The following is a 24,189-nucleotide window of genomic DNA, read 5'->3' on the forward strand; positions in this document are numbered from 1 at the left end:
TTTGGCGTTATAACGTGTGTTATAATCATGCCTTCTGAAGGAGGCGAGCCATGATCGCGCTGAAAATCATCCAGGTGGGCAACTCGGCCGGCGTCGTGTTGCCGAAGGAGGCCCTGATCGAGCTGGGCGTCAAGAAGGGCGACACCCTCTATCTGACCAAAGCCCCGGACGGGTCGATGCGGGTGGCGCCGCATGATGAGCGTGTGGCGCGACAGATCGAAGCCTTCGAGGAGGTCGGTCGCCAGTATCGTGACACGCTCAGGATTCTGGCGAAGTGATCGAGTGGATCGAGGCGGACGCCGTCCTGGCCGCGCATGAGGCCAGCTTGGCGCGCGAGGGCGGGGCGCCCGGCCTGCGTGACGCGGGACTGCTCGCCTCCGCGCTGGAGCGGCCGATCAATCGTCACGCCTATGAGGACGAGACAGACATCTGCATTTTGGGGGCGACCTATGCCGTCGGCATCGCCGGCAATCATCCGTTCGTCGACGGAAACAAGCGCACCGCCTTCATGACCTGCGCGGCTTTCATGCTCCTGAACGGCCGGCCGCTGAGGGCGCACCAGCTGGACGCCGCAAGGGTGATGCTGGCGGTGGCCGCGGGGGAGATCGACATCGAGCCGCTGGCCGACTGGCTGCGGGTCCACAGCCGCGAGGCTTAGGCTTCGGCCAATACGCGCGGCAGCTTGAAGGTGACGGTTTCGCGCGCGGCGCCGTCTTCAATGATGTCCAGATCGTAGCGCGCCCGCAGGGCGTCGATCACACCCTGAACCAGAGGCTCGGGCGCCGAGGCGCCGGCGGTCAGTCCGACGACGCGAACGCTGTCGAACCAGTCCCAGTCGATGGCCGAGGCGTCGTCGATCAGTCGCGCGTCCCTGGCCCCGGCCCGGAGGGCCACCTCGCGCAGGCGCACCGAGTTGGACGAGTTCTGCGAGCCCACCACCAGGACCAGGTCCGCGCCGTCGGCCAGCCGCTTGACCGCCTCCTGCCGGTTGGTGGTGGCGTAGCAGATGTCTTCCTTGTGCGGGTCCGGAAGCGTCGGAAAGCGCCGCTTGAGCGCCGCCACGATCTCGGCGGTGTCGTCCACCGACAGGGTCGTCTGAGTGACATAGGCCAGGCGCTCCGGATCGCGCGGCTGGAAGGCCATCGCGTCCTCCACCGTCTCGATCAGGGTGATGGCGCCTTCGGGCAGCTGGCCCATGGTGCCCTCGACCTCGGGGTGGCCCGCGTGGCCGATCAGGACGATCTCACGTCCCGCGGCGTGGTGGCGTTCCGCCTCGACATGCACCTTGGAGACCAGCGGGCAGGTGGCGTCCAGGAAGGTCATCTGGCGTGAACGAGCCTGCTCGGGGACGGCCTTTGGCACGCCGTGGGCCGAGAACACCACCGGCCGGTCGTCCGGGCACTCGGACAGGTCCTCCACGAAGATTGCGCCCATGGCCTTCAGGCGTTCGACCACATGGCGATTGTGCACGATCTCGTGCCGCACATAGACCGGGGCGCCGAAGCGGGCGATGGCGCGCTCCACAATCTGGATGGCGCGGTCCACGCCGGCGCAGAAGCCGCGCGGCGCGGCCAGGCGCAGGGTCAGGCGGGGGGCGGAGAGGGGCGCGGCGCTCATCGGCGCGGAACCTAGGGATTTTCGCGCCCCTGCGCCACTGCGGTTCGTTGCGGCGCCTCGCTTTAGCCGCTATCACGCGGAACCGTGCGCCAGCGCGCTTCGTCGGGGAGCGCGCCCGCCTGACCAGGATTGCTTCATGCGCCGTGTTCTTATGCTCGCCGCCGCCGCGCTTATCGCCGGCACGAGCGTCTCCGTTCCCGCCGACGCCTATGCTCAGTCGCGCCGCGACCGTGAGCGTCAGGAGCAGCAGCGCCGCCAGGAAGAACAGCGCGAGCAACAGGCCCGCCAGCGGCGCCAGGAAGAGACCCGCCGCTCGCGCCTGGCCCGTCTGCGCCGCGAGCGCCCGAACCAGGGCCCGTGCCCCTACGTGAAGATTCTCTACGACGCCGCGCGCTATCTGGAGTTTCAGGGCCAGCCGGCCGCCTCGACCGTCGGCTGGACCGGCGAGATCGAAGGCGTGACGTCCGACTGCGTCTACCGTGAGAACAACGACCCGATCCGCGTGGACATGAACGTGCTGTTCCACCTGGGCCGGGGGCCGACCGCCCAGGGCGAGGCCCACACCTATCGCTTCTGGGTGGCGGTCACGGAGCGCAACACGGCGATCCTGACCAAGGAATATTTCGACCTGCCCGTCACCTTCGATCCCGGCCAGGACCGCGTGGCGATCCAGCAGCGTATCAACGAGATCGTCATTCCGCGCGCCAATGAGAACATCCGCGGCGACCAGTTCGAGATTCTCGTCGGCTTTGACGTGACGCCCGCCATGGCGGACTTCAACCGCCAGGGCGCACGCTTCCGCATCAATGCGGGCCAGACGCAGTCTTCCGGCGGCTAAGCCATGACGGACCTAAGGACGGCCCTCAGCGAAGCGGCGGGCGCCGCCTTCGCCGCCGAAGGCTTGGCGGCGGAACTGGGGCGGGTCACCGCCTCTGACCGACCCGACCTCGCCGACTTCCAGTGCAACGGCGCCCTGGCCGCCGCCAAACAGGCCAAGGCCAACCCGCGTGAGCTGGCCGCCCGCATCGCCGAGCGGCTGAAGGCCGACCCGCGCATCGCCTCGGTGGAGATCGCGGGTCCGGGCTTCATCAATCTGCGCGTGACCGACCAGGCGCTGGCGGCCCGCGCCACCGAGACCGCGTCGGACGCCATGGCCGGCGCCGCGCCGGTGAGCCAGCCACGCCGGGTCGTGGTGGATTACGGCGGCCCGAACGTGGCCAAGCCCATGCACGTGGGGCACCTGCGCGCGTCCATCATTGGCGAGAGCCTGAAGCGGCTGTTCCGCTTCCGCGGAGACCAGGTCTGGGGCGACGCCCACTTCGGCGACTGGGGCTTTCAGATGGGCCTGCTCATCACGGCCCTGGCCGAGGAGGGGCTGGCGGGCGCCTTCATGGCCGAGGGCGAGGGGCCGTTCCCGGCCGAAAGCCCCGTGACCCTGGCGGATCTGGAGCGCCTCTATCCCGCCGCCGCCGCCCGCGCCAAGGCCGAGCCCGAATTCCGCGACCGCGCCCGCAGGGCCACCGCCGAACTGCAAGCCGGCCGGCCGGGCTATCGCGCCCTGTGGAAGCACATGCACGACGTCTCGATGGCGGCGCTGCAACGCGACTTCGCGGCGCTGGGCGTCACCTTTGACCTGTGGAAGGGTGAGGCCGACGTCGATCCCCTCATCCCCCCGATGGTCGAGGAGCTGCGCGCCAAGGGCCTGCTGGTCGAAGACCAGGGCGCCCAGGTGGTGCACATCGCCCGCGAGGGCGACAAGCGCGAGCTGCCGCCCCTGCTGGTCATCTCGTCCGAGGGCTCGGCCATGTACGGCACGACTGACCTGGCCACCATCGTCGACCGCCGCAATGAACAGGCCTTTGATCTGGTGCTGTACGTGGTCGACCAGCGCCAGGCAGACCATTTCGAACAGGTGTTCCGCGCCGCCTATCTGGCCGGTTACGCCGCCGAGGGCTCGCTGGAGCATCTGGGCTTCGGCACCATGAACGGCCCGGACGGCAAGCCCTTCAAGACCCGCGAGGGCGGGGTGCTCAAGCTGGCTGACCTCATCGAGATGACGCGGGCCAAGGCGCGCGAACGCCTGCGCGAGGCCCAGCTGGGCGAGGACGCCACGGCGGACGAGTTCGAGGCGATCGCCGGCAAGGTGGCCGTGGCGGCGCTGAAGTTCGCTGATCTGTCGAACTGGCGCGGCACCAGCTACGTGTTTGATCTCGACCGCTTCATGAGCTTCGAGGGCAAGACCGGGCCGTACCTGCTGTACCAGGCGGTGCGGATCAAATCCCTGCTGCGCAAGGCGGCTGACCAGGGCTTTGGGGCCGGGGCCGTCGTGGTCGCTGAACCGGCTGAGCGCGACCTGGCCTTGACGCTAGACGCCTTCGCCCAGGCGGTGGAGGAGGCCTATGACAAGCGCGGCCCCAATACCATCGCCGAGCACGCCTATCGCCTGGCCCAGAGCTTCTCCAAGTTCTACGCGGCCTGTCCGGTGCTGGCGGCCGACACGGTTGAGGCGCGGGCCTCACGCCTGGCTCTGTCGCAGGCCACGCTGAAGCAGCTGGAGACGGCGCTGGACCTGCTGGGCATCGAGACGCCCGAGCGGATGTAGGCGTTAGCCGCGTACTGGGATCACGGTGGTCCGAAGTCCCTGATGCAGGGCCTCCCCGCGCTTCGGCGGCAGAATGACATCGCCATCCTCGTCCACGGGCGCGCCGTCCATTGAGGCTCGAGCCTCCATGTAGAATATGATGACCTCGGTCAGCCCCTGTTCGTCGCTGACCCGCGCCAGACGGGCCACGTCCCAGCCCAAGGGCGGCTGATAGCCGGCGTCAATTAGGAAGGCGCGAGTGCGGCCTGCCTCGCGATCAGGATTGGTGCGCGCGGCGGCTTCGTCATCATAGGCGAAGGCGCCGGTGCGATACGTCTGCTCGCCAAACGTCCTCGGTGGGTGTGAGGGAAACAGAAAGCGGAATGGCGATCCCGCCTGGGCGTGTTCGTACTGGATGACGATCATGCGGCGGATGCGTCTATCCGTGCCCGCATCCACAAACACGCGGCGCTCGGCGTCCGTAAGGTCGAGGATCGGGAACGACAGCGGCGGCAGGGGCTGGAACGCTGGATCTATGCGCAGGGTCAGGTCCGGCTTGGTTGACACCAGAAGCCCGTCCTCCATGCGGCGTGTCCAGCCGTCGTGGGTAGACTGGGCCTGGGCGGGCAGGGCTGCGCCGAACATGGCGGCCAGGATCAGTGTCCGTCTATCCATCAAGGGCGCCTCAACAGGAAACGCCGACGAGCGTATGCTGCCGCCTTGAGGGAGTAAATCATGGGTCTCGCCGACTTCATCACGCGCCTGCCCAAGGCCGAGCTGCACCTGCACATCGAGGGCTCGCTGGAGCCTGAACTGATGTTCGAGCTGGCGCGGCGCAACCATGTGGCCCTGCCCTTCAAGAGCGTCGAGGAGGTGCGGGCGGCCTACGACTTCTCGAACCTGCAGGACTTCCTCGACATCTATTACGCGGGCGCCGACGTGCTGCGCACCGAGGAGGACTTCCAGGACCTGGCCCTGGCCTATTTCCGCCGCGCTCACGCCGACGGGGTGCGCCACGCCGAGATCTTCTTCGACCCCCAGACCCACACCGACCGGGGCATCCCCATGCAGACGGCGATGGACGGCCTGTGGGCCGCCATGGGCGAGGCGGGCGAGGAGCTGGGCGTGAGCTCGCGGCTGATCCTGTGCTTCCTGCGGCACCTGGACGAGGCGGCGGCGCTTGAGACCCTGAGGCAAGCCGAGCCGTGGCTGGACCGGATCACGGGGGTCGGGCTGGATTCCTCGGAGGTGGGCCACCCGCCCTCCAAGTTCGTGCGCGTGTTCGAGCGCGCCGGGGCCATGGGGCTGAAGCGCGTGGCCCATGCCGGCGAGGAGGGGCCGCCCGACTACGTCTGGCAGGCGCTGGACCTCTTGAAGGTGGACCGCATCGACCACGGCAACCGGGCCATGGAGGACCCGGCCCTGGTCCGGCGCTTGGCCGAAGAGGGCATGACGCTGACGGTCTGTCCGCTGTCGAACCTGAAGCTCTGCGTCGTGGACGACCTGGCCCGCCATCCGATCCCGGCCATGCTCGACGCCGGATTGAAGGTGACCATCAACTCGGACGATCCGGCCTATTTCGGCGGCTATGTGGGCGAGAACTACCGGCGGTTGGCCGAGGCCGCGGGCGTGGACCGCGCGGCGCTGGTGGAGATGGCGCGGAACAGCTTCACGGGCTCGTTCCTGAACGAGGCCGACAAGGCGCGGCGGCTGGCGGAGGTGGAGGCGTTTGAGCGGTAGGGCTAGCGCCGAGAATGCAAAGCGGAAAATATTAGAGGCCTGAGGCTTGGATCGACGACCTGTTCAGGGCGCAGTCGAGCAACGATGGTCCAATCATCCGCCTCGAGACTCGCGAAGATAATGATGGGTTCGCCGACGCGCTCCGCTCGCCGGCACGTGCTTCTGGCGTCAACGATGACCAGCGTTTGCTCAGGAAGCGCGCGGCCCTCGATCAGATGGAGCGGACTGTAGAATATTTGGACGCTGTCGGCTTCGACCACCCGCTCCATGCTGACTTCCGCGATGAAGATGCTGTCGGATTGGGCGCGGTATTGGTCCTGCTCCACGGCGCGCGAGCGCGCGAGCATTTCATCCTCAGTCTCCCCTGCGACCGGCGGCACCACGAGATAGACGGGAGCGCAGGCCACCGCATGCTCCGCAGACAAAAGTCCAAGAGCCAGGAGGCCCGCCGGGAGTAGAACTTTCATCCGCTCAGCCTGACACCACACGTGGCCTGCGGGAAGGCCCCAAGCCGAGCGGTCCGCACAGCAAAAGGCCCCGGCGGACCGGGGCCTTCGCGTTGAGGCGGGAAGGGGGCCGTTACTTGCGGTCCTTCTCCATGCGGGTCTTCTGCTCTTCCCGCGCCTCGTGGATATCCTTCTGGCTGCCCACGCCGCCGTCCGAGACGTTCTCGACCACCTGGTTGCCGCGGCTGGCGCGCCAGGTGTCGAAATCGGAGGAGAACTTCTGGCGGCGCTCGCTGCGCCACTCGTGATAGTCGCGGTCGAACTTCGACATCTGCTGCTCGCGCCAATGCAGATAGTCGGGCTCATAGTCTCGCTGGCGGGCGGACGAGCCTTCCCAGATCTGGCCGCCCGGCGCGTAGCCATGACGGGGATACTCGCGGTTGGCATAGGCCTGACGCTCATAGTTCGGGCCGCCGGCGTAGCCGCGCTCATAGCTTTGCCCGTAGGCGCGGGTCACACCGTAGTCGCGGCCGAATTCGCCGCCACGGGGCTCCCGCGTGGCGTAGGTGCGGCCGCGCTCGTAAGCCTCAGGGCGGGCGTAGTCCGAACCGCCGGCGTAATAGCCGCGCTGGTCGCCGTAGGCTGCGGTGCGGCTGGGATGGGCGCCGTAGCCGTACTGGTCGTAGGAGGCGCCGCGATAGTCCTGAGCGCCGTAGTCCTGACGCGCGTCGTAGCCGTAGGCGTCGGGCTGACGCCCTTCGGCCTCGGTTTGAGACCAGCTGCGGCCTTCGTCGCGGGTGCGGTCGCGGGCCTCCCAGCGGTCGTCCTGTCGATCACGGCCGCCGGCCCATCGTTCGCGGTTTTCGTAGCGGTTTTCCATCACGCGTCTCCTGTGCTCTTGAGGGGGCGGCGAGGGGCATCCCGCATCGCCGCGCGGACAGGAGGGAAACCCGGCGCGTAAGCCCGCCGTTCCATATGCCCAAGGTCGCGGCGCCGCTTGACTCCCGCCCTGAACCGGGGCCTTTGGGCGGGCTCTCGCGGGAGAGATCGGGGCCCTGATTCCGGGGTCTCGGAGCCGAAGGCGCAACCGCCCCGGAAACGCTCAGGCAAAAGGACCGCGAGGCGCGATAAGACGCTGGAAAGCCGCCCTTGGGCGCGCCGACGGAGCAAGGAGGCATGCCGCCTCTGGAATCTCTCAGGCTTCAGGACAGCGGGGGCCTCTGGCGGATCACCGCCGGGGCGACCGACCGCGCTTCTGAAGGGAGCCAGCCATGACGGACCAGACGCTGAAGACAACGCCGCTGAACGCCGCGCACCGGGCGCTGGGCGCGCGCATGGTGCCCTTCGCCGGTTATGACATGCCCGTGCAGTACGAGGGCGTTCTGGCCGAGCACCGCTGGACGCGCGAGCACGCGGGCCTGTTCGACGTGTCCCACATGGGCCAGGCCAAGATTACGGGCGCCGACGCCGAGACCCAGTTCGAACGCTTCGTCTGCGGCGACTATCAGGGGCTGAAGGCCGGCAAGCAGCGCTACTCCCTGCTGCTGAACGATAAGGGCGGCATCCTGGACGACCTGATGGCGGGCAAGCCCGATCACGACGGACTGTTCGTGGTGGTCAACGCCGCCTGCAAGGACGCCGATTTCGCCCGCATCGAGGCGGGCCTTCAGGGCGACGCGAAGCTGACCCGTCTGGAGGACCGCGCGCTGCTGGCCATTCAGGGCCCCGAGGCCGCCGAGGTCATGGCGGCCCATGAGCCGGTCCTGGCCGAGATGGGCTTTATGGACACCGCCAGGCTGAAGCTGTTCGGCGAGGACTGCTACGTTTCGCGCTCGGGCTACACGGGCGAGGACGGCTACGAAATCTCCATTCCCGCGGCGGCCGCCGAGCGCGTCTGGAACACCCTGCTGGAGGACGCCCGGGTCAAGCCTATCGGCCTGGGCGCGCGGGACAGTCTGCGTCTGGAGGCGGGCCTGCCGCTGTATGGTCACGACGCCGACGAAGGCACCACGCCGGTCGAGGCGGCCCTGACCTTCGCCCTCTCAAAGCGCCGCCGCGAGGCCGCCGACTTCCCGGGCGCGGAGCGTATCCTGAAGCAGCATGCCGAGGGCGCGGACCGGGTTCGTGTGGGCCTGCACGTGAAGGAAGGCGCGCCGGCCCGCGAGGGCGCCGAGATCGCCGACGAGGACGGGAACCTGATCGGTCAGATCACCTCGGGCGGTCCGTCGCCGACCCTCGGCAAGAACATCGCCATGGGCTATGTGCCCGCGGACAAGGCGGCTCTGGGAACCGCGCTTCAGGTCATCGTGCGGGGCCGCGCCCTGCCGGCCGAGGTGGTGGCCATGCCGTTCGTGCAGCAACGTTACTATCGCAAACCCGCAGCCTGAGGGATCAGACCGATGCGTTTCACCAAGGATCATGAGTGGGTGCGCCTGGAGGGCGACGTGGCCGTCGTCGGCATCACCCAGTACGCCGCCGACCAGCTGGGCGACGTCGTCTTCGTGGAGACCCCCGAGGTCGGCAAAATCGTCAGCCCCGGCGACAGCTTCGCCGTGGTGGAGAGCGTCAAGGCGGCGTCCGACGTCTACGCCCCCGTGGCGGGGGAGGTGGTCGAGGCCAACACCGATCTGGGCTCCGCGCCCGAGACGGTGAACTCCGACCCCACGGGCGCCGGCTGGTTCTGCAAGATCAAGGTGGCCGACAAGGCCCAGGTCGAGGCTCTGATGGACCAGGCGTCCTACGACGCCTTCCTGGCGACGCTCTAGCCCAACCGCTCGTCCCCGCGAAAGCGGGGATCCAGCGCTTTGGGTGATCCCCGCCGGATCGCGAGCCGCAACATCAACCCGAGGCGTCTGCGCCTCGCTGGACAGGACTGGATCCCCGCTTTCGCGGGGATGAGCGGAAGAAAGGCTGGAATGACCGACCGCTACACCGCCGTCATCGCCTGGACCGGCTCGGCCGAGGATCATCGCTCGGGCCGCTATAGCCGCGTGCATGAATGGCGCTTTGACGGCGGCACGGTGGTTCGGGGCTCGTCGGCACCGCCGGTGCCGGGTTCTGACCCGGCGGCGGTGGACCCGGAGGAGGCGCTGGTCGCCTCGGTCTCGGCCTGTCACATGCTCTGGTTCCTGGCCATCGCGCGCAAGCACGGCCTGGTCGTCACCGCCTATGAGGACGACGCCGACGGCCAGATGGCCAAAAACGAGGCCGGCAAGGCGTGGCTGGCCGTGGTGACCCTGCGCCCGCGGGTGACCTTTGAGGGCCCCGCCGATCCCGCCATCGTGGAGCAGGCCCACCACGAAGCCCACGCCGAATGCTACATCGCCAACTCGATCCGCGGCGAAGTCCGCATCGAGCCCCGCTGACCGATTTCTCCGCCGAAAGCTGACCCATGAGATACCTGCCCCTTACGCCTGACGACCGCACGGCCATGCTGGCGGCCATCGGGGCCAAGTCGGTCGACGATCTGTTCGTGGACGTGCCCGCCGCCGCCCGCCGCGACGGCTTCGTCGATCTGCCCCGCGTGGCCGGCGAGCTGGAGGTGGAGCGCGCCCTGTCCGCCTTGGCGGCCAAGAACACGCCGGCGGGGTCCGTGCCCTTCTTCTGCGGGGCGGGCGCCTACAAGCACCACGTGCCGGCGACGGTGGACCATATCATCCAGCGGTCCGAGTTCCTGACCAGCTACACGCCCTATCAGCCGGAGATCGCGCAGGGCACGCTGCAGGTCCTGTTCGAGTTCCAGAGCCAGGTGGCGGCGCTGACCGGCATGGATGTGGCCAACGCCTCGCTCTATGACGGCTCCACGGCCATGGCCGAGGCCGTGCAGATGGCCTGCCGCGTCACGCGCCGGAACAAGGCGGTGATCTCCGGGGGTGTGCATCCCCACTACGTCCGCTCCACCGAGACGGTGGTCCACGCCGTGGGCATCGAGACGGTCCGCCAGCAGATCGCCGTGGACGCCGAGGCCGACGTCATCCCGGCCATCGACAAGGACACGGCCTGCGTCGTCGTGCAGACGCCGAACGTGTTCGGCACGGCCACGGACGTGGCGAAGATCGCCGAGGCCGCCCAGGCCGCCGGAGCCCTGCTGGTGGTGGTGGTGACCGAGGCCGTGTCGCTGGGCCTGTTGAAGTCGCCCGGCGAGATGGGCGCCGACATCGTCGCGGCGGAGGGTCAGTCGATCGGCAACGCCCTGAACTTCGGCGGGCCCTATGTGGGCCTCTTCGCCTGCCGCGAAAAGCTGGTGCGCCAGATGCCCGGCCGCCTGTGCGGCGAGACCGTGGACGCCGACGGCGAGCGCGGCTTCGTGCTGACCCTGTCGACCCGCGAGCAGCACATCCGCCGCGACAAGGCGACCTCAAATATCTGCACCAATTCAGGTCTGTGCTGTCTCGCGTTCAGCATCCACATGAGCCTGCTGGGCGAGGCGGGCCTGCGCCGTCTGGCCAGGCTCAATCACCAGCAGGCCTTGAAGGTCCGCGACGCGGTCGCCGCCCTGCCGGGGGTCGAGGTTCTGACGCCGCGCTTCTTCAACGAGTTCGCCGTGCGCCTGCCGGTGAACGCCGCCGAGGCCGTCGAGCGCATGGCCGAGGGCGGCGTGCTGGGCGGCGTGCCCTTCAGCCGCCTTGAGCCGGGCGCAGGGATGGATGACGTCCTGCTGATCTGCGCCACCGAAGTCACTTCCGACGACGACATCGCCATCCTGGCCAAGGCCCTGGGAGCGGTCCTCTGATGAGCAGCACCATGAACACCGTCGGCCGTCCGACCGCCCCCAACCCGGTCGATCACGACTACAAGCACCCGACGCTGACTGGCGGTCGCGGCCTGCTGCAGGACGAGAAGCTGATCTTCGAGCTGGACGGCTGGGACAAGACCGGCGTCGACCTGCCCGAGCCCTCCGCCGACGGATCAGACCTGGGCGATCTGGCGCGGGCCGCGCCCATCGGCCTGCCGGGGCTGAGCGAGCCCGAGGCCATGCGCCACTATGTGCGCCTGAGCCAGAAGAACCACGCCATCGACCTGGCGCTCTACCCGCTGGGCTCGTGCACCATGAAGCACAACCCGCGCCTGAACGAGAAGATGGCGCGCATCCCGGGCTTTTCCGACATCCACCCGCTGCAGCCGCAATCGACGGTGCAGGGCGCGCTGGAGCTGATGGACCAGCTGGCCCACTGGCTGAAGACCCTGACCGGCATGCCCGCGGTGGCCCTGTCGCCCAAGGCGGGCGCCCACGGCGAGCTTTGCGGCCTGATGGCCATCCGCGCCGCTCACCAGGCCAAGGGCGAGCACACCCAGCGCCGCAAGGTGCTGGTGCCGACCAGCGCCCACGGCACCAACCCCGCCACCGCGGCCTTCGTCGGCTATCAGGTGGTCGAGGTGGCCCAGACCGACGACGGCCGCGTGGACGTGGCCGACCTGGCCGCCAAGCTGGGGCCGGACGTGGCGGCCATCATGGTGACCAACCCGAACACCTGCGGCCTGTTCGAGCGGGACATTCTGGAGATCAGCCGCCTGACTCACGAGGCGGGCGCTTACTTCTACTGCGACGGCGCGAACTTCAACGCCATCGTCGGGCGCGTGCGTCCGGGCGACCTTGGCGTCGACGCCATGCACATCAACCTGCACAAGACCTTCTCCACGCCCCACGGCGGCGGCGGGCCGGGCGCCGGTCCCGTGGTGCTGTCAGAGGCGCTGGCGCCCTTCGCCCCGGCCCCCTGGGTCGTGGACGACGGCAAGGGTTTCAAGCTGGTCGAGTTCGAGGAAGGCGAGGCGGATCAGGCCTTCGGGCGACTGTGCGCCTTCCACGGCCAGATGGGCATGTACGTCCGCGCCCTCAGCTACATGATGAGCCATGGCTCGGACGGCCTGCGCCAGGTGGCCGAGGACGCGGTGCTGAACGCCAACTACATCAAGGCGCGCCTGTCCGACGTGATGAGCGCCGCCTTCCCGGACGGGCCGTGCATGCACGAGGCCCTGTTCGACGACGAGTGGCTGAAGGGCACGGAGGTCACCACGCTCGACTTCGCCAAGGCCATGATCGACGAGGGCTTCCACCCCATGACCATGTACTTCCCGCTGGTCGTGCACGGGGCGATGCTGATCGAGCCCACCGAGACGGAATCCAAGCAGGAGCTGGACCGCTTCATCGAGGCGCTGCGGGCGCTGGCCGGCGCCGCCAAGGCGGGGGACGTGGAGCGGTTCAAGGGCGCGCCCTTCCACGCGCCGCTGCGGCGTCTGGACGAGACCCGCGCCGCCCGCGCGCCGCGGCTGCGCTGGACGGTGCCGGAGGGATCGAACCGCGCGGCGGAGTAGGACCTGGCGTCCGGCTCCGACGGCGCCATATGCAGCCCTTGTCGAATGAGGGCGCGACCATGACCCGCTTCACCGCCGCAGACGTGCCGGATCAAACGGGTCGGCTGATCGTCATCACCGGGGCGAACTCGGGCGTCGGGTTCGAGGCGGCCCGTGTGCTGGCGGCCAAGGGCGCCGAGGTGGTGATCGCCGCGCGCAACGCGCGCAAGGCCGAGGAGGCGATCACCCGCATCCGCAAGGAAGCGCCGGGGTCCAAGCTGCGCTTTGAAGAGCTTGACCTGTCCCGCCAGGCCTCAGTCCGGGCCATGGCGGCGCGCCTGCTGGGACAGGGTCGCCCCATCGACGTGCTGATCAACAATGCCGGGGTCATGGCCCTGCCGACCCGCCAGGTGTCTGAGGACGGCTTTGAACTGCAGCTGGCGACCAACTATCTGGGCCATTTCGCCTTGACCGGGCTGTTGCTGCCGCTGCTGAAGCAGGGTCAGGCCCGAACGGTGCAGCTGTCGTCCATCGCCCATCGCCAAGGGCGCATTCATCTGGACGATCTGCAGATCGAGCAGGGCTATCGCCCCTGGAAGGCCTATGCCCAGTCCAAGCTGGCCATGCTGATGTTCGCGCTGGAGTTGGACCGCCGCAGCCGCGCGAGCGGGTGGGGGATCACCTCCGTGGCCGCGCACCCTGGCTACGCCCGCACGGCGCTGATCGAGAACGGACCGCTGATTGCGTCACCCGCCGCGCGCACTTTCCATCGTTGGATCTTCCGCCCGCTGATTGAGCCGGCGGTGAGCCATCCTGCTGCCGACGGCGCCTTGCCGATCCTGCTGGCGGCCACCTCTTCTGACGCGAAGGCCGGTCGATACTACGGCGCGACCCGCCTCAATGAACTGAAGGGTCCGGCCGGTGAGGTCGGCATGCGGCCCTGGGCGCGCGACGAAGACGTCGCCGTGCGCCTCTGGCGGGCCTCTGAGGACCTGACCGGCGTCAAGTTTGACTGATCAGTTGGCCGCGGGGGTGGCTGGAGCGGCCTGGGCCTCTTGAGCCAGGCGGGAATCGCAGTCGCGGCCGGCATACAGCCCATTCAGATAGTACCAGCGCGTGCGCGCCGTCTCACGACGGGCCTCCTCCTGCTCGCGCTGACGCCGGGCGGCGGCGCCCAGGGCGTTTCCGACCAGGCCCATGCCCGGCAGCATGCGGCCTGCGCCTGACATGATGGCCCCCTGCATGGCCACACTGGTCGCTGCGCTGATCGCCTGTTCGCTGGTGAAGACGCCGCCTTCGGGCGCGCCGCCCAGCATCTGGCTGATCTCATTGGCTTCGGTCGCGACCTGCTGACAGGTCATTGCCGTGTCGCCCATGCGGATGACCTGCGCTTCCTGGGCCGTGGCCGCTTCGGCGCCGAACAGGGCGATAAGCGCCGCGCCCGCGGCGAGGGCTCTGAGTTTCATGGTGGATCCCCCTCCCGAGATTGGTGCGCCAAGGTTAGGCGAGCAATGTTCGGTCTGCAACGCCGCGCCGGGGGGCGGGGCGTGTGGTAGACTTCGGCCATGCGCGGAACTGTCCTGGCCACATGCCTGGCTCTGCTGACCGCCTGTTCGCCCCCCGTGGCGCAGGGCGCCGACGGCGGCCCTGACTCCGGTCGGCGCGAGGTGGCGGTCTTTGCCGGCGGCTGCTTCTGGTCCATCGAAAAGCACTTCGATGAGATGCCGGGTGTGATTTCGGCCGTGTCGGGCTTCGCCGGCGGCCGTGCCGCCAATCCCTCCTATGAGCAGGTCGTCAGAGGCGGCACGGGCCATGTGGAGGCGGTTCGGGTCACCTTCGATCCGGAGCGGGTCAGCTATCGGCGTCTGGTGGACAGTTTCTGGCGCGACATCGACCCCACAGACGCGAGTGGACAGTTCTGTGATCGTGGAGATCAGTACCGCACCGCCGTGTTCGTGACACCCGGACAGAGGGCGGTCGCCCAGGCTTCGCGCCAAGCCGCCCAACGGCGTTTGGGGCAGCGGCGGATCGTTACGCCGATCAGGGCTTCCGCCCGATTCTGGCCGGCGGAGGCCTATCACCAGGACTTCGCGCGCCGGAATCCCGCGCGCTACAACGCGTACCGCCTCGGATGCCGACGCGACGCGCGGCTGCGGGCCGTGTGGGGCCGATCCTGATCAAGCGCGCTTTGGGGGAAGTCGAAAGGCTTGTGAATCAGGTGTTTGCCGCGCTGCGGCGCGTCCTTGACGTTTGCGGGTCGGCCCTATAGGTTCCGCGCCGATTTCAGACCCCCCCTCGGCGCTGGTTTTCGGGCCGGTTTCGAGGAGTTGAGGCCGATATGTCCCAAGAACCGGAATCGCGCGAAGAGGCGATCGCTCGTCTCCAGCGGAGCGCATCCGATCTGGAGTCCCGCACGGCTCGTGACGCCTCGGCAGAGGTGGCGGGCCAGGCGGCGGCCAGCCAGGCCTGGAAGATCATCGCCGATCTGCTCGGCGGCGTCTTCGTGGGCCTCGCCATCGGCTTTGGGGTGGACTATTTCGCCGGCACCTCGCCGGTGGGGCTGATCGGCGGTGTCCTTCTGGGCTTCGCCGTCTCGATCTGGATGGCGTGGCGCACAGCGCAGCGCATCATGGCCGAGGCCAAGCAGTATGGGGAGCCGAAGGCGGTTCCCTTTGACGACGACGAAGACCAGGGAGCCTGATCGACCGATGGCCGATCCGCTACATCAGTTCCAGATCGTGAAGATCGTCGATCTGCCGGACCCGACCCTGCCTATCGTCGGCACGGTCGATCTGGCCTTCACCAATTCGCACCTGGCCATGACCATTGCCTTCGCCGTGGTCGTGCTGTTCCTGACGGCGGTGACCTCAGGCGCCAAGGTGGTGCCTGGCCGGCTCCAGGCCGTCGGCGAGACCCTGTTCGGCATGATCGACAACATGACGGACTCGATTATCGGTCATGACGGCCGCAAGTATTTCCCGTTCGTCTTCGCCGTCTTCATGTTCATCCTGGGCATGAACATGCTGGGCATGTTCCTGACGTTCACCGCCACCTCGCAGCTGGCGGTGACGGCGACGTTCGGCCTGATCACCTTCGGCCTGGTGGTGGTCATCGGCATCGTCAAGAACGGCGCCGGCTTCCTCAAGCTGTTCTGGCCCACGGGCGCGCCTCTGGTGATGCGGCCCATCGTCGGGCTGATCGAGTTCTTCTCCTTCCTGCTGCGGCCCCTGACCCTGACCCTGCGTCTGTTCGGCAACATGATGGGCGGCCACATCGCCCTTAAGGTCTTCGCCGGCTTCGTGGTGTCCATGGGCGCCCTGGCCGCCGGCGGCGGGCTGGGTCTTCTCGGCCTGCCGGGGGCGGCCCTGTCGCTCGGCATGGTCACGGGCCTGACCGCGCTGGAGTTCCTGGTTGCCTTCCTTCAGGCCTTCGTTTTCGCCGTTCTGACCTGCATCTATCTGAACGATGTGGTCAACCTGGGCCACGGCCACTAAGGCCCGTCCAGTTTCCTCCACCTGCCAACCCATCAGACTAGGACTAGAGAACCATGGATCCTCAAGCGGCCAAACTCATCGGCGCCGGCATCGCGATGTGCGGCATGATCGGCGCGGGTATCGGCGTCGGCAACATCTTCGGCAACTTCCTGGCGGGCGCCCTGCGCAACCCGTCGGCTGCCGCCTCGCAGATCGGCAACCTGTTCGTGGGCGCCGCCCTGGCCGAAGCCCTGGGCATCCTGGCCTTCGTCATGGGCATCCTGATCTGGATCTCCTGATCCTGTCCTCGGGCGGCCGGTTCGCCGGCCGTCCAATGCCCTTGTTAATCCGGAAGACCGATGGCCCAGACTCCTGACCACGGACCCGCGGACCCTCACGCCGCGCCGACGACCGTGCATGACACGCACGCCACGACCGAGGCCGAACACGGCTCAGGCGGCGGCCTGCCGCAGTTCGAGTTCCAGCACTGGTTCGGCCAGATCGTCTATCTGGTCTTCCTGTTCGCGCTGCTCTACCTGCTGATCGCCAAGGTCTTCGCGCCGCGCATGCGCCGCATCTTCGACCAGCGGGCCGAGACGATCGAAACGGCCATCGCCACGGCTCGCCGCGTGCAGGCCGAGGCTGACGCCCAGGCTGACGCCGCTCGCGCCGGGGTCGCTCAGGCTCGCGCCGAGGCGCTGCGGACCGCTACCGAGGCCAAGGCTCGCGTGACCGAGGATCTGAACCGCCGCCAGGCCGCCGCCGAAGGCGAAGCCGCCGCCAAGGTGGCCGAAGCCGAAGCCGCCATCGCCAAGACGCGCGAGGCCGCCATGGCCGGCGTGTCGCAGATCGCCGCCGAGACGGCCCAGGCCGTCGTCGAAAAGCTGACCGGCAAGGCCGCCACCAAGGCCGAGCTGGACGCCGCGCTCAAGGGAGCCGCGTAAGATGCCCGCCTTTTTCGATCCTTACTTCTGGTCCCTCTCCAACGCCGAGCTTTGGGTCGGCGTGGGCCTGGTCATCTTCTTCGCCATCCTGTTCGCCGTGGGTACCTTCAAGAAGGTGGGCCAGGCGCTGGACGCCAAGGCCGCCGATATCCAGGCCAACCTGGACGAAGCCGCCCGTCTGCGCGCCGAGGCCGAGGCGATGCTGGCCAAGCTGACGGCGGAACGCGCCGAAGCCGAAGCCCAGGCCAAGGCGATGCTCGAAGCCGCCCAGGCTGAAGCCGCCCAGATGGAGGCTGACGCCAGGGCCAAGCTGGCCGAAAGCATCACGCGCCGTCAGGCTCTGGCCGAGCGCAAGATCGCCCAGGCCGAGGCCCAGGCCCTGGCCGAGGTGAAGGCCGCCGCCGCCGAGGCGGGCGTCCGCGCCGCTGAACAGGTCCTGGCCTCCCGCCTGGCCGAGGCGGGGACCGATCCCCTGGCGGATCGCGCCATCGCCCAGCTGACTGGCCGTCTGAACTAGACGCGCCGACGAGCTCGACAAGACAAAGGCCGGAGGAGCGATCCTCCGGCCTTTTGCTTTCTGACTGTCGGTTTGGGCTAGCGGCGGCGCTTGAGGCTGTGGCGGAAGCGCTTCAGCACGCGGTCCTGGCCGCGGCGCAGGAGCAGCCGCTCCATACGCAGCATCGACTGCCACGTCACGGGGGCGAACTCGGGCTTGGGCCGCATCAGGCGGCGGACGGGGTAGACCCAGCCGGGCCGAGCGTACTGGACCCGGATGAACTGGCGCTTGGCCCAGTAGGAGTTCTTGAGAATCAGCATCAGGCCCACCGCCGAGATCGGCAGGCCGAACGGGCCGGGCAGGGGGGCGATCAGGACCCCGCCCACCATCAGCACCGAACCGGCCGCGATGGCCGCCACCTTGACGATGCGGCCCATGGCCCCGGCCAGCAGGCCGCGGCGACGGGCCTTGGGCTCCGCGCGGCAGCCGATGTCCTGGAAGGCGACGAGCGACATGATGGGTCCAGTTACTGGGTGACGCTCGAAGAACGCACGAGCGGGGCGAAAGACGACATCCGGCTGAAAAGAATCACAGGGACTCACGTCAGTGGCGGACACCTCCTGATCGCAGCCTACATGGGGCCGATTTACGGCGGATGAATGGGCGACCGGCGCCCAAATTCACACTTCGAGGTAATGTGGCCGCGCCGTCACACCTGACCTAGCCTAGGCGGCCCGAGCCTCTCGCGCCCTGAACAGCCGTCCGCGCTCGGCCAGCAGGACGAAGGCCAGTGCGGCCAGGCCGCAGGCCGTGAAGCCCAAGGCGAGAGGCGCAGTCGTCCCGTCGAACTGCTGGCCGATGAAGAAGCCGACCAGGGCGCCGCCGATGCTGGAGACGAACCCCTGGGCCGAGGAGGCCGCGCCCGCGATATGGCCCATGGGCGCCATGGCCATGGCCCCGAAGTTTCCGACAATCAGGCCGAAGCAGAACATGGTGGCGGCCTGCAGGACCGCGAAGGTTGTCATGGTCTCCCAGCCCGCCAGGGCTACGCCGGCGTGCAGGGCCGAGAAGAGGATGAAGCCGAGCAGAGCGCTATGGCCGACCAGGCGCGATCCCAGCCGCTCGACGACGCGTGCATTGGTCAGTGACGCTACGGCGATGGCTCCGGCGATCCCGGCGAAGACGAAGGGAAATGCGCCGGGCGCCTGGAAGACGTCGGCGAAGATCTGCTGCGACGAGCCGATGAAGCCGAACAGGGCGCCCGAGATGGCGGTGGAGGCCAGGGCGTAGTTCACCGACTGCCGCTGGGTGAGAGCTTGGCGGAAGCCGTCAAGGATCGTCGGAATCCGGATGGGGCGCCGGTACTCCGGATGGAGGGTCTCAGGCAGGCGCAGGGCGGCCCAGGCCAGCACCAGGGCGCCCGCCCCAGCCAGCAGGAAGAAGATGACGCGCCAGTCCGCCACATACAGGATCAGCGCCCCCAGGCTGGGCGCCAGGATCGGCACCCCAAGGAAGACGAGAAAGGTGAGCGACATGACCCGCGCCATGGTGCGGCCCTCATAGCAGTCGCGCACGATGGAGATGGCCAGCACCCGTCCCGATGCCGCGCCCAGGCCGCAAAGGAACCGCCCGAGCAGCAAAAGATCGAAGCTGGGGGCCACGGCGGCGGCCAGGCCGAACAGGGTGTAGATAGACAGCCCCCACAGCAGCAGCGGCCGGCGGCCATAGCGGTCGGACAGCGGTCCATAGACCAGCTGACCCACGCCGAAGCCGAGCAGATAGGCGGTCACGACCCACTGGCGGTCGTTTTCGACCGCGACGCCCAGCGCCTGTCCGATGTCGGGCAGGGCCGGCAGCATGGCGTCAATGGCCAACGCGTTCAGCGCCATGACCAGGGCGATCAGGCTGACGAACTCGGGAAAGGCCATGCCCGGATGCGGGCTGGGCTTGGCGGCGACGGCGGGCTCGGACATGGGGCGGCTTCTATAGGCGCGTCGCCGACGTCCGGCCAGCGGCTATCAGCGCCGCCTCGGCTTGCCCCCGCCTCGCGCGGGCGGTTTGCCCCGGCCCTTGGGCGGACCCCGGCGATCCCGATCCCGCACGCCCAGACGCGGGCGGGGGGCGTTCGGGTCCGCGGCTTCAGGCTCGCTGAGCATCTCGAAAAGCAGGCCGCCCGTGATCGGCGTGGCCTCGACCAACCGCACCGTCACCTGACGCCCCAGGCGCCAGCGCAGCCCGGAGCGGCTGCCCACCAGGGCGTGGGCCTTGTCGTCGTGGGTGAAGTACTCCTCGCCCAGTTGCGACACGGGGATCAGGCCGTCAGCCCCGGTCTCCTCCAGCCGCACGAACAGGCCGAAGCGGGTGACGCCGGTTATGCGGCCCTCGAACTCGGCGCCGACGCGGTCCTCAAGGAAAGCGGCCACATAGCGGTCGGTGGCGTCGCGCTCGGCGGCCATGGAGCGCCGCTCGGTCATGGTGATGTGTTCCGCCACGGCCTCCAGCTGGCTGGCCTGCTTGTCGGACAGTCCGTCCGAGCCCAGCCCCAGCGCGCGGATCAGGGCCCGGTGCACCACAAGGTCGGCATAGCGACGGATCGGCGAGGTGAAGTGGGCGTAGCGCTGCAAGTTCAGGCCGAAATGGCCGACATTGTCCGGGCTGTAGACAGCCTGCATCTGACTGCGCAGCACGACCTCGTTGACGATGTCGCCGTGCGGTCCCCCCCGGGTTTTTTCCAGAAGCTCGTTGAAGCGGCGCGTGGTTGCGGGCTGACCTTTGGCCCAAGGCAGTCCCAGCGTCGCCAGGAAGTCGGCCAGGTCGAAGGTCTTCTCCTGGCTGGGTTCGTCGTGGACGCGATAAATAAGCGGCGTGCGGCGCTTCTCCAGGGTCTCGGCGGCGCAGACATTGGCCTGGATCATCATCTCTTCGATGAGGCGGTGCGCCTCCAGGCTCTGGCGCGGGGTGATGGAGACCACCTCGCCCTCGTCGTTCAGCCTGATCTGCCGCTCCATCGTCTCGATGGCCAGGGGGCTGCGCCGGTTGCGGCCTTCCAGCATGACCCGATAGGCGGCCCAGAGGGGCTGCAGCACCCGCTCCAGCACCATGCCTGACGCATCGTCGGGGCGGCCGTCCACGGCGTCCTGCGCCTGCTGGTAGGACAGCTTGGCGGCCGAGCGCATCAGACCGCGCACGAAGCGATGGCCGGTCTTGGCTCCAGTCTTGTCGAAGACCATACGCACGGCCATGCAGGCGCGCTCCTCGCCTTGGCGTAGCGAGCACAGATCGCTGGACAGGGCGTGCGGCAGCATCGGCTCGACGCGATCGGGGAAGTAGGTGGAGTTGCCCTTGACGTAAGCCTCACGATCCAGGGCCGAGCCGTCGCGGACATAGGCCGCCACATCGGCGATGGCGACCCAGACGACCCAGCCGCCGGGGTTCTTGGGGTCCTCATCCGGCTCGGCATAGACGGCGTCGTCGTGGTCGCGCGCGTCGGGCGGATCGATGGTGACGAGAGGAATGTCGCGCAGGTCCTCGCGGCCCTTCAGCGTCGGGGGCCTGGCTTCTCGCGCCTCGGTCTCGGCGCCTTCCGAGAACCCGGTCGGCACGCCGTGGGCATGGATGGCGATCAGGGACGCCGCACGCGGTTGATCCTCGCGGCCTACAACCTCGAGAAGCCGCCCGGCGTGCGGCCCGTAGCGGCGGGTCTGGGGGCCCACCTCGGCCAGGACCAGATCACCGTCCTTGAGGTCGCGGGCCGACGGCTCCTGAAGCACCAGGCGCTCCTTGGAACGCCGATCCACGGGATCAACTCGAACCTCGCGAGCCGTCTTGCGCACGACGCCCAGCACGCGGTGGGCGCTCTGGCCGAGGCGCTTGATCAGCTTGGCCTCGTAGGCGTCTCCGATCTTCTCGAAGCGGACCAGCACGCGATCGCCCAGACCAGGGACTTGTCCCCGCGCCTCGCCGTCCCCAGGCGCCAGCCGGGCCAGTGGCAGGTCCTCGCCTCCTTTGGTCAGGCGGACAAAGAGGTCCCCGTCGGCGTCGCGTTCGGCCACGTCGGCCACGCCCACGGGCGGGAAGGCGCCGGTTTCAGCAAACCCCCTACGGCCGCGCTTGCCCAGGGCGCCCTCCGCCTCCAGTTCGCGCAGCATTTCGCGCAGGGCCCGACGCTCGGCGCCCTTGAGGCCGAAGGCGCGCGCGATATCGGCCTTCTCGGCTTCGCCCGCGTCGCGCAGGAAGCGGAGGAGGGTGTCCCGGTCGGGCAGTCCCTTGGGCGGGCGGCCGCCGCCGCGGCGGCTCATCGGGCGATCACCTGAGGCATGTCGCCCCTATAACGCAGCAGAAGCGCGACGGTCGCGTCCTCACCCGCGCCGCCGCCTCTGGCGTTCGGCCTGTACGGCGCGGACGACCGCAGCCATGTCGGCCGAGGCCACCATGGTGTCGCCGACGATGAAGGCAGGCGTTCCCTGGATCATCAGCCGCTGGGCCAGTTCGGACGTCTCGGTCAGATGCTCGTTAAGCGCCTCATCATTGGCGACGGCGGGGTCGAGCCCCTGCGCCCGCAAGGCGTCGTCGATCACCGCGTCAGTCAGGGGCCGGGCCGTCATCAGGCGATTGTGGAAGGCCAGATAGTCGCCGCCGGCGCGCTTCACGGCCAGGGCCGCCCGCGCGGCGCGCTCGGACACGCCGCCGAAGATGGGCATCTCCTTGAAGACGAAGCGCACATCCGGGTTCTGGCGGATGAAGGCCTGTATCTGGGGCTCCACCTGCTGGCAGTAGGGACAGCGATAATCGAAGAACTCGGTGACCGTGATGGTCCCGTTGGGATTGGCGACAAAGTCGTCAGGGTCCTGTTCGAGGGCCGAACGGTCGCGCAGCAGGGCCTGGCGCACTGTGGCCTGGGCGTCGGCGCGGCGTTTTTCTTCCAGCCGGTTCGAGACCTGGACCAGGATCTCCGGATTGGCCAGCAGATACGCCTCAGCCTGGGCGTCGAAGGCCGGCGTGCGGACCCCGAACCACGGCGACAGCGCCACCGCCAACGCCAGAACAGCCGCGGCCAGGGCCGCGGGCGCCGCCACCGCGGGCTGGAGCAGACGGCGCAGCAGGGAAGGGCGAGGATTGGCCTCGGGCGAGGGCGGCAGGTCAGGCTCGCTCAAGAGGCGTTCTCCCGTTCATTGCGGCGGTCCAGGTCTTCCAGGTCTTCGTCGGTCACGCCGCTCTGCAGCACGATGTCGACGGCGCGCACCCAGCCGGTCGAGCCGCGGGGCAAGGCGTCACGGGCCCGCAAGGCGAAGACGCGAGCCTGGTCCCGGTCGCCGATGGCGTACTGATATTCAGCGGCGGCCAGACGGGCCATGCCGTCCTGCCCCTGCTCGGCATGGGCTTCGGACAGCAGACGCCAGGCGATGGCGTTGTCGTCCTCGATCAGGTTGGCGCGGTTGAGCTCGCGGATGGCCTCTTCGACGTTGGGCGCCTCATGGGTGGCCAGCAGAGCCTGCCCCAGATTGATGCGCAGCAGAGCCGCTTCCGGGAGCAGCTCTACCGAACGCCGGTGCGCCGGCACCGCCTCGACGGGTCGCCCGCCCTCGAACAGCACCTGGCCCTTCAGCTCCCACAGGTAGGGATTGTCAGGCTGCTCCTCGAGCAGCTGGTCGATGGCGGCGACGGCGCGGTCGATCTGGCTGTCGCGGTAGAGGGCGATGGCGCGCGCGTAGCGGGCGGGGAAACTGGTGTCCGTTTCCGGATAGCGGCGCAGGGTCTGATTAGGATGGTTGAGGAAGGCGTAGAGCTTGGCCTTCACCAACTCGTGCTCGGCCTGCCACTCGGGCGGGTCCGGCCGATTGTAGTTGGGCAAACGTTCGGCCCGGCGGCGCAGGGCGTCGATGCGCTGGGACGAGAGCGGGTGGGCGCGGAAATAGGGGAACTGCCGATCCAGCGAGAAGACCTCCTGGTAGCGGAACTTCTCGAAGAATTCGACGAGCCCGCGCCCGGAATAGCCAGCCCGCTCCATGGCCTGGAGCCCGGCCTGGTCGGCGGCGCCCTCCTGGCTGCGTGAATAGTTGAGGGCCCCCAGCGCGCCGAAATAGCCGCTGCTCCCCGCAAGGGCGATGCCCGCGTCCGGCGCGCCCGCCAGCGCCGCCACCACGCCCAGGCCGAGGGTCAGCAGGAAGGGCGTCATGCCCGCCCGCTGCATCTCGCCGCGAACCGTGTGGCCGCCGGCCAGATGTCCCGCCTCGTGGGCGATGACCCCCAGCAACTGATTGGGGTTCTCGGTCTCGAGGATCAATCCCGTGTTGACCCCCATGATCTGGCCCTGGGTGGCGAAGGCGTTCAGCGACTGGTCGCTGATCAGCAGCAGGCGCACGTCGTCCGGCTCCAGCCCGGCGGCCTCAAGCACCGGGTCCGCCTGACGCCGCAGGATGGTCTCGATCTCGGTGTCCCGGATGACCGACTGGGCCGAAGCCAGGGTCGGAACCCCGGCCATCAGGGCCACGGCGGCCATGACGGCGCCAAGACGAAGGCGTCGATTACGGGTCATGCACGCAGGCTCCTTCAGACGCTTAAGCCCCGCACCCTGACCAGCCCTGGAGGCAACCCTAACCCC

The 24,189-nt window shown here is 68.6% G+C and carries 27 protein-coding genes and 1 riboswitch; of the genes, 17 read left to right on the forward strand and 10 right to left on the reverse strand.

What is annotated here, in order from left to right; genetic code table 11:
• The first annotated feature begins 50 nt into the window (after positions 1-50).
• Both Q0812_RS03150 and Q0812_RS03155 read left to right on the forward strand, forming a co-directional pair.
• Entirely contained in the window at positions 51-278 is a 228-nt protein-coding gene (locus tag Q0812_RS03150) for an AbrB/MazE/SpoVT family DNA-binding domain-containing protein (RefSeq protein ID WP_302108835.1), read from the forward strand.
• Positions 275-658 (forward strand): type II toxin-antitoxin system death-on-curing family toxin, encoded by a 384-nt coding sequence (locus Q0812_RS03155; RefSeq protein ID WP_302108836.1) that lies wholly within the window; start codon positions 275-277, stop codon positions 656-658. Before Q0812_RS03150 ends, Q0812_RS03155 begins: the two co-directional genes overlap by 4 nt.
• Here Q0812_RS03155 and ispH read toward each other — a convergent pair.
• Positions 655-1,617, reverse strand: a complete 963-nt coding sequence (gene ispH / locus Q0812_RS03160) for a 4-hydroxy-3-methylbut-2-enyl diphosphate reductase (protein WP_302108837.1) — start codon at positions 1,615-1,617, stop codon at positions 655-657. The genes Q0812_RS03155 and ispH overlap by 4 nt on opposite strands.
• Before the next feature lie 136 nt (positions 1,618-1,753).
• Between ispH and Q0812_RS03165 the strand changes: the two genes are divergently transcribed.
• A complete protein-coding gene (locus Q0812_RS03165; protein ID WP_302108838.1) occupies positions 1,754-2,455 on the forward strand; it encodes a Tat pathway signal sequence domain protein in 702 nt (233 codons plus the stop codon).
• Positions 2,456-2,458: 3 nt separating this feature from the next.
• Positions 2,459-4,219: an arginine--tRNA ligase gene (gene argS / locus Q0812_RS03170; RefSeq protein ID WP_302108839.1), complete on the forward strand. Its 1,761-nt coding sequence runs from the start codon at positions 2,459-2,461 to the stop codon at positions 4,217-4,219.
• Between the two features lie 3 nt (positions 4,220-4,222).
• On the opposite strand, the gene Q0812_RS03175 is transcribed toward argS, so the two are convergent.
• The gene (locus Q0812_RS03175; RefSeq protein WP_302108840.1) at positions 4,223-4,873 is read right to left on the reverse strand and encodes a hypothetical protein; all 651 of its coding nucleotides are present in this window, start codon (positions 4,871-4,873) and stop codon (positions 4,223-4,225) included.
• Positions 4,874-4,933: 60 nt separating this feature from the next.
• On the opposite strand from Q0812_RS03175, the gene Q0812_RS03180 reads away from it, so the two are divergent.
• A complete protein-coding gene (locus Q0812_RS03180; RefSeq protein WP_302108841.1) occupies positions 4,934-5,938 on the forward strand; it encodes an adenosine deaminase in 1,005 nt (334 codons plus the stop codon).
• 2 nt (positions 5,939-5,940) lie between these two features.
• Here Q0812_RS03180 and Q0812_RS03185 read toward each other — a convergent pair whose 3' ends face one another.
• Entirely contained in the window at positions 5,941-6,405 is a 465-nt protein-coding gene (locus tag Q0812_RS03185; RefSeq protein WP_302108842.1) for a hypothetical protein, read from the reverse strand.
• Positions 6,406-6,517: 112 nt separating this feature from the next.
• Positions 6,518-7,264, reverse strand: a complete 747-nt coding sequence (locus Q0812_RS03190; protein ID WP_302108843.1) for a hypothetical protein — start codon at positions 7,262-7,264, stop codon at positions 6,518-6,520.
• Between the two features lie 148 nt (positions 7,265-7,412).
• Positions 7,413-7,512: riboswitch (glycine riboswitch) on the forward strand.
• Positions 7,513-7,655: 143 nt separating this feature from the next.
• Between Q0812_RS03190 and gcvT the strand changes: the two genes are divergently transcribed.
• From gcvT to Q0812_RS03220, 6 genes are all read left to right on the forward strand, one after another.
• Positions 7,656-8,771 carry a glycine cleavage system aminomethyltransferase GcvT gene (gene gcvT, locus Q0812_RS03195; RefSeq protein ID WP_302108844.1) on the forward strand — a complete coding sequence of 372 codons (1,116 nt, stop codon included), beginning with the start codon at positions 7,656-7,658 and terminating at the stop codon, positions 8,769-8,771.
• Positions 8,772-8,783: 12 nt separating this feature from the next.
• Positions 8,784-9,149 (forward strand): glycine cleavage system protein GcvH, encoded by a 366-nt coding sequence (gene gcvH, locus Q0812_RS03200; protein WP_302108845.1) that lies wholly within the window; start codon positions 8,784-8,786, stop codon positions 9,147-9,149.
• 150 nt (positions 9,150-9,299) lie between these two features.
• On the forward strand, positions 9,300-9,749 hold the full coding sequence (locus Q0812_RS03205) for an OsmC family protein (protein ID WP_302108846.1): 450 nt from the start codon (positions 9,300-9,302) through the stop codon (positions 9,747-9,749).
• A gap of 26 nt (positions 9,750-9,775) precedes the next feature.
• Complete coding sequence (gene gcvPA / locus Q0812_RS03210) at positions 9,776-11,116, forward strand: aminomethyl-transferring glycine dehydrogenase subunit GcvPA (RefSeq protein WP_302108847.1); 1,341 nt, start codon at positions 9,776-9,778, stop codon at positions 11,114-11,116.
• The gene (gcvPB, locus tag Q0812_RS03215) at positions 11,116-12,696 is read left to right on the forward strand and encodes an aminomethyl-transferring glycine dehydrogenase subunit GcvPB (RefSeq protein ID WP_302108848.1); all 1,581 of its coding nucleotides are present in this window, start codon (positions 11,116-11,118) and stop codon (positions 12,694-12,696) included. Before gcvPA ends, gcvPB begins: the two co-directional genes overlap by 1 nt.
• Positions 12,697-12,755: 59 nt before the next feature.
• Positions 12,756-13,691 carry an SDR family oxidoreductase gene (locus tag Q0812_RS03220; RefSeq protein WP_302108849.1) on the forward strand — a complete coding sequence of 312 codons (936 nt, stop codon included), beginning with the start codon at positions 12,756-12,758 and terminating at the stop codon, positions 13,689-13,691.
• Here Q0812_RS03220 and Q0812_RS03225 read toward each other — a convergent pair whose 3' ends face one another.
• Complete coding sequence (locus Q0812_RS03225; protein ID WP_302108850.1) at positions 13,692-14,141, reverse strand: hypothetical protein; 450 nt, start codon at positions 14,139-14,141, stop codon at positions 13,692-13,694. It abuts the gene before it with no gap.
• A 99-nt stretch (positions 14,142-14,240) separates the two neighbouring features.
• Between Q0812_RS03225 and msrA the strand changes: the two genes are divergently transcribed.
• From msrA to Q0812_RS03255, 6 genes are all read left to right on the forward strand, one after another.
• A complete protein-coding gene (msrA, locus tag Q0812_RS03230; RefSeq protein WP_302108851.1) occupies positions 14,241-14,852 on the forward strand; it encodes a peptide-methionine (S)-S-oxide reductase MsrA in 612 nt (203 codons plus the stop codon).
• Between the two features lie 161 nt (positions 14,853-15,013).
• Complete coding sequence (locus Q0812_RS03235; RefSeq protein ID WP_302108852.1) at positions 15,014-15,376, forward strand: AtpZ/AtpI family protein; 363 nt, start codon at positions 15,014-15,016, stop codon at positions 15,374-15,376.
• Between the two features lie 7 nt (positions 15,377-15,383).
• Positions 15,384-16,169 carry a F0F1 ATP synthase subunit A gene (locus Q0812_RS03240; RefSeq protein ID WP_302108853.1) on the forward strand — a complete coding sequence of 262 codons (786 nt, stop codon included), beginning with the start codon at positions 15,384-15,386 and terminating at the stop codon, positions 16,167-16,169.
• A 53-nt stretch (positions 16,170-16,222) separates the two neighbouring features.
• Positions 16,223-16,447 carry a F0F1 ATP synthase subunit C gene (locus tag Q0812_RS03245; protein WP_302108854.1) on the forward strand — a complete coding sequence of 75 codons (225 nt, stop codon included), beginning with the start codon at positions 16,223-16,225 and terminating at the stop codon, positions 16,445-16,447.
• Positions 16,448-16,507: 60 nt separating this feature from the next.
• Complete coding sequence (locus tag Q0812_RS03250; protein WP_302108855.1) at positions 16,508-17,092, forward strand: F0F1 ATP synthase subunit B family protein; 585 nt, start codon at positions 16,508-16,510, stop codon at positions 17,090-17,092.
• A 1-nt stretch (position 17,093) separates the two neighbouring features.
• Entirely contained in the window at positions 17,094-17,609 is a 516-nt protein-coding gene (locus Q0812_RS03255) for a F0F1 ATP synthase subunit B family protein (RefSeq protein ID WP_302108856.1), read from the forward strand.
• Positions 17,610-17,686: 77 nt separating this feature from the next.
• On the opposite strand, the gene Q0812_RS03260 is transcribed toward Q0812_RS03255, so the two are convergent.
• From Q0812_RS03260 to Q0812_RS03280, 5 genes are all read right to left on the reverse strand, one after another.
• A complete protein-coding gene (locus tag Q0812_RS03260) occupies positions 17,687-18,103 on the reverse strand; it encodes a hypothetical protein (protein ID WP_302108857.1) in 417 nt (138 codons plus the stop codon).
• 210 nt (positions 18,104-18,313) lie between these two features.
• The gene (locus Q0812_RS03265; protein WP_302108858.1) at positions 18,314-19,561 is read right to left on the reverse strand and encodes a multidrug effflux MFS transporter; all 1,248 of its coding nucleotides are present in this window, start codon (positions 19,559-19,561) and stop codon (positions 18,314-18,316) included.
• Positions 19,562-19,606: 45 nt separating this feature from the next.
• Entirely contained in the window at positions 19,607-21,886 is a 2,280-nt protein-coding gene (gene rnr, locus Q0812_RS03270) for a ribonuclease R (RefSeq protein WP_302108859.1), read from the reverse strand.
• A gap of 60 nt (positions 21,887-21,946) precedes the next feature.
• Positions 21,947-22,741: a DsbA family protein gene (locus tag Q0812_RS03275; protein WP_302108860.1), complete on the reverse strand. Its 795-nt coding sequence runs from the start codon at positions 22,739-22,741 to the stop codon at positions 21,947-21,949.
• Positions 22,738-24,123 carry a M48 family metalloprotease gene (locus Q0812_RS03280; RefSeq protein WP_302108861.1) on the reverse strand — a complete coding sequence of 462 codons (1,386 nt, stop codon included), beginning with the start codon at positions 24,121-24,123 and terminating at the stop codon, positions 22,738-22,740. The genes Q0812_RS03275 and Q0812_RS03280 overlap by 4 nt, the downstream gene beginning before the upstream one ends.
• Positions 24,124-24,189 lie beyond the last annotated feature (66 nt).

Origin of the sequence: Peiella sedimenti (assembly GCF_030504955.1) — a bacterium.
In the GTDB taxonomy this organism is placed as follows: domain Bacteria; phylum Pseudomonadota; class Alphaproteobacteria; order Caulobacterales; family Caulobacteraceae; genus Brevundimonas; species Brevundimonas sedimenti.

Excerpts from the sequence above, each read along its gene's own strand:
- Q0812_RS03150 (WP_302108835.1), top strand. The coding sequence starts at position 51 with ATGATCGCGCTGAAAATCATCCAGGTGGGCAACTCGGCCGGCGTCGTG.
- ispH (WP_302108837.1), bottom strand. The coding sequence starts at position 1,617 with ATGAGCGCCGCGCCCCTCTCCGCCCCCCGCCTGACCCTGCGCCTGGCC.
- Q0812_RS03165 (WP_302108838.1), top strand. The coding sequence starts at position 1,754 with ATGCGCCGTGTTCTTATGCTCGCCGCCGCCGCGCTTATCGCCGGCACG.
- argS (WP_302108839.1), top strand. The coding sequence starts at position 2,459 with ATGACGGACCTAAGGACGGCCCTCAGCGAAGCGGCGGGCGCCGCCTTC.
- Q0812_RS03175 (WP_302108840.1), bottom strand. The coding sequence starts at position 4,873 with ATGGATAGACGGACACTGATCCTGGCCGCCATGTTCGGCGCAGCCCTG.
- Q0812_RS03180 (WP_302108841.1), top strand. The coding sequence starts at position 4,934 with ATGGGTCTCGCCGACTTCATCACGCGCCTGCCCAAGGCCGAGCTGCAC.
- Q0812_RS03185 (WP_302108842.1), bottom strand. The coding sequence starts at position 6,405 with ATGAAAGTTCTACTCCCGGCGGGCCTCCTGGCTCTTGGACTTTTGTCT.
- Q0812_RS03190 (WP_302108843.1), bottom strand. The coding sequence starts at position 7,264 with ATGGAAAACCGCTACGAAAACCGCGAACGATGGGCCGGCGGCCGTGAT.
- gcvT (WP_302108844.1), top strand. The coding sequence starts at position 7,656 with ATGACGGACCAGACGCTGAAGACAACGCCGCTGAACGCCGCGCACCGG.
- gcvH (WP_302108845.1), top strand. The coding sequence starts at position 8,784 with ATGCGTTTCACCAAGGATCATGAGTGGGTGCGCCTGGAGGGCGACGTG.
- Q0812_RS03205 (WP_302108846.1), top strand. The coding sequence starts at position 9,300 with ATGACCGACCGCTACACCGCCGTCATCGCCTGGACCGGCTCGGCCGAG.
- gcvPA (WP_302108847.1), top strand. The coding sequence starts at position 9,776 with ATGAGATACCTGCCCCTTACGCCTGACGACCGCACGGCCATGCTGGCG.
- gcvPB (WP_302108848.1), top strand. The coding sequence starts at position 11,116 with ATGAGCAGCACCATGAACACCGTCGGCCGTCCGACCGCCCCCAACCCG.
- Q0812_RS03220 (WP_302108849.1), top strand. The coding sequence starts at position 12,756 with ATGACCCGCTTCACCGCCGCAGACGTGCCGGATCAAACGGGTCGGCTG.
- Q0812_RS03225 (WP_302108850.1), bottom strand. The coding sequence starts at position 14,141 with ATGAAACTCAGAGCCCTCGCCGCGGGCGCGGCGCTTATCGCCCTGTTC.
- msrA (WP_302108851.1), top strand. The coding sequence starts at position 14,241 with ATGCGCGGAACTGTCCTGGCCACATGCCTGGCTCTGCTGACCGCCTGT.
- Q0812_RS03235 (WP_302108852.1), top strand. The coding sequence starts at position 15,014 with ATGTCCCAAGAACCGGAATCGCGCGAAGAGGCGATCGCTCGTCTCCAG.
- Q0812_RS03240 (WP_302108853.1), top strand. The coding sequence starts at position 15,384 with ATGGCCGATCCGCTACATCAGTTCCAGATCGTGAAGATCGTCGATCTG.
- Q0812_RS03245 (WP_302108854.1), top strand. The coding sequence starts at position 16,223 with ATGGATCCTCAAGCGGCCAAACTCATCGGCGCCGGCATCGCGATGTGC.
- Q0812_RS03250 (WP_302108855.1), top strand. The coding sequence starts at position 16,508 with ATGGCCCAGACTCCTGACCACGGACCCGCGGACCCTCACGCCGCGCCG.
- Q0812_RS03255 (WP_302108856.1), top strand. The coding sequence starts at position 17,094 with ATGCCCGCCTTTTTCGATCCTTACTTCTGGTCCCTCTCCAACGCCGAG.
- Q0812_RS03260 (WP_302108857.1), bottom strand. The coding sequence starts at position 18,103 with ATGTCGCTCGTCGCCTTCCAGGACATCGGCTGCCGCGCGGAGCCCAAG.
- Q0812_RS03265 (WP_302108858.1), bottom strand. The coding sequence starts at position 19,561 with ATGTCCGAGCCCGCCGTCGCCGCCAAGCCCAGCCCGCATCCGGGCATG.
- rnr (WP_302108859.1), bottom strand. The coding sequence starts at position 21,886 with ATGAGCCGCCGCGGCGGCGGCCGCCCGCCCAAGGGACTGCCCGACCGG.
- Q0812_RS03280 (WP_302108861.1), bottom strand. The coding sequence starts at position 24,123 with ATGACCCGTAATCGACGCCTTCGTCTTGGCGCCGTCATGGCCGCCGTG.